The sequence below is a fragment of the Pseudomonadota bacterium genome, assembly GCA_010028905.1.
GTDB lineage: Bacteria > Vulcanimicrobiota > Xenobia > RGZZ01 > RGZZ01 > RGZZ01.
Genome location: RGZZ01000898.1, coordinates 1 through 1,113, shown reverse-complemented (window position 1 = coordinate 1,113; position 1,113 = coordinate 1). Strand labels below are relative to the sequence as shown.

1 protein-coding gene is annotated in these 1,113 nt (G+C 65.3%); it reads right to left on the bottom strand.

The window, feature by feature from the left end:
- On the bottom strand, positions 1–1,018 hold a 1,018-nt coding region (locus tag EB084_26210; GenBank protein ID NDD31757.1), incomplete at its 3' end, for a radical SAM protein.
- Between the last annotated feature and the right edge of the window lie 95 nt (positions 1,019–1,113).

The following is a 1,113-nucleotide window of genomic DNA, read 5'->3' as shown; positions in this document are numbered from 1 at the left end:
AGTCGAACGTGCGCTGCAGGTCTTCCTCCTCCTCCATCGGAGCGCCGATGATGAACGAGCCGATGGCGTGCAGGCCATGCTCGGTGAGCAGATCGATGGCCTCCTGGTTGCGAACCGCGGTGGTGCTCTCCTTCTTCAAATAGGAAAGCACACGATCAGACCCGGACTCGAGCCCGAGATGGCAGTACTTCACGCCGATGGCCTTGAGCAATCCGGCCATACGCTCGTTCACCAGATCAGCCCGAATGGTCACGGTGAGATCGAGTGAGCGCTTCAGATCGGTCTGCGCAAGGGCCACGATCTCCTCGAGCCGCTTCACATTGACGGCGAACAGATCGTCCATGAAGCAGTGGTAGCGCGTGTCGAAGCGCTCGATGAGGGCGTTGAGCTCGTCGACCACATAGCGCGCCGAATGAACGCGGTACGACTCCCAGAACTCGGCGGTGGAGCAGAAGCGGCACCGATAAGGGCAGCCGCGTGACGAGAACGACCACAGCGAGGTGGCGGCCAGCCCAGCCCAGTCACGCTTGGGAAGCGGGATTCGGTCGAGAGGGCGAATGAAGGCGCGTGGCCGCGTCGTCTCGACCTTCCCCGCACCGTGAAAGCAGACGCCCGGCACGGTGGCCAGAGCCGAGGGGGTGAGCCCCCCGTGCTCCGCCACGAGCGCGGCAAGCGCGGTGAAGGTCTCCTCACCCTCGCTCAGCACGCCCGCTGCGAATACGTCGGGAAGGCTCGAAGGCAGACCGGTGATGTGCGGCCCGCCCAGCACCACAGGCACGTCGCGCTCCGCGCGGATCTGCTCGGCCATGGCGATGGCGTGGGGGAAGTTGGGCGTCACGCACGAGATGCCCACCAGGTCCGGTTCCACGGCCAGGGCCTCTTCCACCGTCTGCACCACCCACGCACGCGCGTCAGGGTGATACTGCTCGAGCCAGGCGCCTACATAGGCGATGCCCATGGGCATGAACAGGCGCCCAGGTCGTCGGGGATCGTGAGCCTCGAGAAGCGCCACCTTCATGTCTCCATGATTCACCTCTCACACGCTGCGCGTCAAGACCAGAAGGCACGGCGGAGGCGAGGGCGGCGCTGACGGGAGAGACTCCCCGCGGAGAT